Origin of the sequence: Methyloglobulus morosus KoM1 (genome assembly GCF_000496735.2) — a bacterium.
GTDB lineage: Bacteria > Pseudomonadota > Gammaproteobacteria > Methylococcales > Methylomonadaceae > Methyloglobulus > Methyloglobulus morosus.
This window is the reverse complement of the sequence record NZ_AYLO01000170.1, coordinates 1-5,218: the sequence shown is the minus strand read 5'-3', so window position 1 is coordinate 5,218 and position 5,218 is coordinate 1. Positions and strand designations below refer to the sequence as shown.

The 5,218-nt window shown below is 48.6% G+C and carries 6 protein-coding genes and 2 pseudogenes; 7 read left to right on the top strand and 1 reads right to left on the bottom strand.

What is annotated here, in order from left to right; translation table 11 throughout:
- A partial coding sequence (locus tag MGMO_RS18380; protein WP_036308955.1) for an FAD-dependent oxidoreductase occupies positions 1–1,059 on the top strand: 1,059 nt, incomplete at its 5' end.
- Positions 1,060–1,317: 258 nt separating this feature from the next.
- On the opposite strand, the pseudogene MGMO_RS18375 reads toward MGMO_RS18380, so the two are convergent.
- A pseudogene (locus MGMO_RS18375) lies at positions 1,318–2,735 on the bottom strand (IS1182 family transposase).
- Here MGMO_RS18375 and MGMO_RS21220 point away from each other — a divergent pair.
- The 6 genes and pseudogenes from MGMO_RS21220 to MGMO_RS18360 all read left to right on the top strand — a co-directional run bounded on the left by MGMO_RS21220 (position 2,619) and on the right by MGMO_RS18360 (position 5,202).
- A complete protein-coding gene (locus tag MGMO_RS21220) occupies positions 2,619–3,044 on the top strand; it encodes a group II intron maturase-specific domain-containing protein (protein ID WP_407656563.1) in 426 nt (141 codons plus the stop codon). The pseudogene MGMO_RS18375 and the gene MGMO_RS21220 overlap by 117 nt on opposite strands.
- Positions 3,013–3,276, top strand: coding sequence for a hypothetical protein (locus MGMO_RS20410; RefSeq protein WP_152976409.1), 264 nt, complete (start codon positions 3,013–3,015; stop codon positions 3,274–3,276). Before MGMO_RS21220 ends, MGMO_RS20410 begins: the two co-directional genes overlap by 32 nt.
- Before the next feature lie 188 nt (positions 3,277–3,464).
- Positions 3,465–3,872, top strand: a complete 408-nt coding sequence (locus MGMO_RS18370) for a hypothetical protein (RefSeq protein WP_023496592.1) — start codon at positions 3,465–3,467, stop codon at positions 3,870–3,872.
- A 228-nt stretch (positions 3,873–4,100) separates the two neighbouring features.
- Positions 4,101–4,442, top strand: a pseudogene (locus tag MGMO_RS18365) (sugar phosphate nucleotidyltransferase); the annotation flags it as partial.
- The gene (locus MGMO_RS21280; RefSeq protein WP_456152407.1) at positions 4,443–4,547 is read left to right on the top strand and encodes a GlgC family sugar phosphate nucleotidyltransferase; all 105 of its coding nucleotides are present in this window, start codon (positions 4,443–4,445) and stop codon (positions 4,545–4,547) included.
- Positions 4,534–5,202: a CBS domain-containing protein gene (locus MGMO_RS18360; RefSeq protein ID WP_023496590.1), complete on the top strand. Its 669-nt coding sequence runs from the start codon at positions 4,534–4,536 to the stop codon at positions 5,200–5,202. The genes MGMO_RS21280 and MGMO_RS18360 overlap by 14 nt, the downstream gene beginning before the upstream one ends.
- Positions 5,203–5,218: the final 16 nt, after the last annotated feature.

The window sequence follows — 5,218 nt, the reverse complement described above, 5'->3', positions numbered from 1 at the left end:
ACTTATGACCGCCTAATCATAGCAACTGGCGCACGTCCAATAGTGCCAAGTGTTGAAGGGATAACACTGGAAGGCGTTTTAACCTTACGGAATATCGCTGACATAGCCCGCTTCAAAACAGTGTTAACCACATTGCAGCCACAAAAGGCAGTCATTATAGGTGCCGGTTATATTGGCTTGGAACTGGCTGAAACTTTCCAAGAGCTAAATATGAGAACCACTATAATCGAAAAGGCAACCCGTATTCTGCCAAAATTCGATCCTGAAATGGCACAGCTAGTTCACGACCATTTACTTGAAAATCATGTTGAATTGGTGCTCGGTGACGGCCTTGCTAAGCTGCAAGGTGAAAATGGTCAGGTCACTGGTGTTGAGACAGAATCCGGAAAAATAGTACCCGCCGACCTCGTTGTCATCGCCATTGGGGTGAAACCTAATGTTGAATTAGCAAAAGAGGCCAATATTGAGCTCGGAAGCACCGGTGCCATTGCGGTTGACTCAAGGATGGAAACCAGCGTGCCGGGCATTTATGCGGCGGGTGATTGTTGTGAAACAGTCAATCGGATAACAGGCAAATCAATATGGATGCCTTTGGGCGATATCGCCAATTTACAAGGGCGTGTTGCAGGCGAAAACGTTGCCGGGGGAGATGCCCATTTCCCCGGCGTCTTTGGGACGGCCATATTCAAGACCTTTAAATTGACAGTCGCTATAACCGGCTTATCTGAGCAATCTGCACTGGAATCTGGGTTTGATCCCATTTCGGTTGTAACAACAGGGATTGACCGGGCACGGTACTATCCTGGCAAACAAGATTTTTCGTTAAAACTTATCGCCGACCGGAAAGATGGCAGGCTATTGGGCGCTCAAGTGGTTGGTCTTGGGAGTGTCGATAAAATGATCGATATCGCCGCAACAGCATTACTTGGAAAACTGACATGCTCTGATCTTGAAAATGCAGACCTCGCTTACTCACCGCCATTCAGCCCGGTTCTATCCCCAATCATCGTAGCGGCTGGTATCTTAAACAGTAAATTGACCAAATCTAGTTCGACTTGACGAGTATTTATTCGGTTTTAGAGAAATTGAAGGTCTGTTAAAGGTGAATTAACTCTGTGACCTTGATTGTCGGGTAAGGGTCCAGGCCGTGTCAAAACGTGTGGATTGTTGCCGTTTTGTTTGATTTACCCTTGGAAATACGATTTTGGCGCAATTCGCTTATTAATGGCGTCATCAATTTATTTTCCCGACTGATGGTTTTTCCGCTATAAATTCAGCGCTATTGCCCCGTAAGATCAAAAACGCAAAATGATGGCTTTACGCCACCACCATGGCCTCCATCAGCGCGGGCATTCCCAATATTTTGATGACCCGTTTAAGGTTATAGGCCAACACATGCAAGCTCATTTCGGTACTGACCCGGTCAAGGGTCTTGGTGAGGAAATGCGTATACCCCATCCAGGATTTTAGGGTGCCAAAAGGATGTTCAACGGTCTGTCGGCGTACCCGCAGGCCTCGGGCGATTGGTCCAGCCGTTTCTGCATGGCTTCCAGTACCTCTTCGTGTTCCCAACGGCCAACGCGGCGGTTTTTGCTAGGCGTACATTTTGCCTTAAGTGCACACTGTTGGCAGGCTGAACTCCAATATCGGTGCATGGTCAAGTTGCCTTCAATCCTTGAATAGCGCCATTTCAACCGTTCACCCGCCGGGCAACTGTATTCATTTTGTTCGGGATGGTAAACAAAGTGATCCCTGCCGAACCTGCCGTCAGCTTTTGCGCCCGACGTGGCGGGCTTGGGCATAGTTGGGGTGATGCCCGCTTCCTGGCATTTAAGGATTTCCAGGCTGCTGAAATAACCCCGGTCGGCGACGACATGGAGTTCGGTTGCTGCCATCGCGTCTCTGGCTTGCTTGGCCATGTTGGTGAGCTGGTTGCGGTCATGGCCGACGATGAGGTGATGTTTCGTGTCGACGGCAACCTGGACGTTGTAACCGACCATCCCCGTGCCCCGGCCGCTGGTCGCCATTGACCGGGCATCAGGATCGGTCAAGGAGATTTGCTTGTCCGGCGTTTCCTGCAATTGGATTTCGATACTGTCCAGTTGCTCCATCTGCTGTTTTAGCTTGGTTATCTTTTCCTGCAACCTTTCGGTCTTGGCTTCGGCGATGTCGGGTTCCAATAGGTCTGCGGTTTCCAGTGCCGACAGGTACCGCCCGATACTGGTTTCGATTTGTTCCCTTCGGCGGGCTACCTTATTGGCAGTGTAGTTACGGTCGCGGTTGTTGACCGCCTTGAACTTGCTGCCGTCAATGGCGACCATCGCTTCGGAAAACAAATTCAGTTGGCGACATAGAAACACAAACTGGCTGCAGACCTTGCGGATCGCCTTGCCATTCTCTTTACGGAAACGGGCAATCGTTTTAAAGTCTGGCGTTAACCGACCGAGCAACCACATCAATTCGACATTGCGCTGGGTCTCTTTCTCCAAACGGCGGCTGGACTGGATTCGGTTAAGGTAACCGTAGATGTATAACTTGAGGAGAATTGAAGGATGGTAAGAGGGTCTGCCAGTGATGGCTGGTTCAGCCCGGTAAAAGCCCAGCTTGCCAAGGTCAAGGTGTTCGACAAACACATCAACGACTCGAACCGGGTTGTCCTCGGCAACATAATCTTCCAAGTACTCGGGAAACAATGTGCCTTGCATCCGGTCATTGCTTTCAATGAACCGCTTCATTTACCCCCCCGCTTAAAGAGTTGCTTTGAGCTTATTTTAAAGGATTTCCAAAGAGGGAGCTTATGTTTTGACACACCCTGGACCCTTAGAGGTTGGTACGCGTATTTCCAACATGCCCACCGGTTCACGTTCCCAACAATTGATGGCTTTGTTCATCGTCGATTACGGGCTATGTTGCGCCGACAAAAGCACCGACCGGGACAAGGACGATGCCTGAACGATCATAAACAATGGCCAAATGCCTTCTTCGCTGATCTTGGGCTATTCACAATGTCTAATGCCCATAGATTGGCGCGCCAATCCCGATGAGGAAACAACTGACTGGAGAGCCCGTCGCGGGAAAACTGCACACCGGGTTCGGAGGGAGGGGACGGCGAAAGCCGTTTCCTCCCCCTATCAGCATGTGCCTTGGTTAGCCCTGCAAAATCAAAGCTTATTCGCTAATTCGCATATATGCGGTCAATGGCTTTGGGAAGTCCTGAAAATGAAAAAAGCCGGCGGATATTCCCAGCATTTTGCCAAAGGATCAGGTCTTTTTTAGCAAAAATGAACAGCACGGCCATTCAACAGTTGGGTTAACGAGTTTTTCAACAGCCTGCAAGTGAGACACCACAAGGTTAACCCCCAAAACCATGTCCATGCCTCTGGCACAATTACCTAAAGTGCGGCAATTTGACACAAATCAAATGATCGAGTGGGCAGGTAGAGTATATTTTGCGGCGGTGGGTTATGCCACAAAATCTGTGCTACGACCCATTACTACGCGATGCCATATACCATATTAAACATCGTATATTATTAGGCCGCATTTTTAATGCATCATATCAAGTTGCATTGACTTCTGATAACTTAGCAATAACTGGGGTGAATATGTTTAATTTCAAATCAAAAAAAATGCTATTGACGTTATTTTTCTGCGTATTGGCAGCCCTTATAGTGCCGACAATGGCCCAGGCAGAACTTGGTGGCAGTGGCAGTACAGCTGCGAGAGATGTCGCGGCGCAACGGGCTGAGAAAGAACGGAAGCTTGAGAAAAAGAAACACGAGGCCGAAGCAAAAAAAGCGGCTGGAGCTCAACAGGGACAACCCGCAGAAACCCAAACGATGGAACAAAAAAAAGAACCTGCTGCAAAATAATTTGCAATTTGTAAGTTGGGCAGAGCGGGAGCGAAGCCCAGCATGCAAGTGTTATCTTTGTTGAGGTTGACCAGTTCGTATCAGCCTGAGGGTTGTTTTCAAACACATCCGAAGGCTATTGTCGATAATGTAAAAATAACGGCATTGATTCATTAGGTAGAGGGAGGAATATTTTGCTTTGCTAAATGACTTGCCTGAGTTTTTTAGTCTGATTTATTTATTGTCCTGATGCCAGAACTCCATATTAGCCACCTTACCCGAAACACTATCGCACTCATCCTAGCGGGAGGCCGAGGTGCGCGCCTGATGGACATGACGGATTGGCGGGCCAAGCCTGCCGTACCGTTCGTTGGCAAGTTCAGGATCATTGATTTCCCCCTCAGCAACTGCATCAATTCCGGTATCCGGAAAATAGGCATCCTGACCCAATACAAAGCCCACTCCTTGATTCGCCACATCCAACAAGGCTGGGGGTTTTTGCGCGGAGAATTCGGTGAATACATCGAACTGTTCCCCGCCCAACAACGGCATGACGAAGATTCGTGGTACAAAGGCACGGCGGATGCCGTCATAGGTCGACATTGCCGCATCACCAAAGCCATCATCGAAAAAGGCTGTGAAGTGCCTGAAGGTACCGTGATTGGTGAAAACAAGGTAGAAGATGAAAAAAGTTAATAACATGGCAGAGATTATAAAAAAAATCGGCAAGACCTTACAAGAGCAGGCGATACCTGCGGCACAAAGGTTGTTGGCCATTGTCTCGAATGTAATGGCCATCTTATGTGTAAAGGCCGAAGAAATAACCCGGGAAATCAGCCAAGCTCCTGAACCCGCCATGGGGGTGAAAGCTACCGCCGACTGGGCGGGAAGCCATATGCACTGCCAAGTACCGACTGCTCAAACGGGTGAAACAGTATCGAAAGTCATTCGACGGCTTGCTAAACTACCCAATGCTTTAGATACTATAGAATTGCTGTTTGTAACTGATGCCGATCAGAGGCTGCTAGGCATAGTTTCTTTGCCCAAGCTCTTGGTGGCAAAGCCCCAAATGGCCATAGTTGAACTGATGAACCGGGAATTTACCAGCGCTGGCCTAGCTGACTATCCGGAACGAGTGGCCCAGTTGGCGTTAACCCACCACCTGCCAGCCGTACCCATAGTGAACGACCAGGGGCGTTTACTTGGCGCAGTTCCCGCGTACACCGTATTTAAAATAATGCGAGAGGAACATATTCAGGATCATTACTGTCCGAAGATTTCATCAAACAAATTCAATTGGTTAGGCATTTGCAGTTCCTCTGCATTGAACTCTATATTTGTAACCAATTGATTGAGTGGTATTTTTT

Bases quoted from the DNA above. Each gene is read 5' to 3' on its own strand.
- MGMO_RS20410 (WP_152976409.1), top strand. From the start codon at position 3,013: ATGCCCATAGATTGGCGCGCCAATCCCGATGAGGAAACAACTGACTGG.
- MGMO_RS18370 (WP_023496592.1), top strand. From the start codon at position 3,465: ATGCCACAAAATCTGTGCTACGACCCATTACTACGCGATGCCATATAC.
- MGMO_RS18360 (WP_023496590.1), top strand. From the start codon at position 4,534: ATGAAAAAAGTTAATAACATGGCAGAGATTATAAAAAAAATCGGCAAG.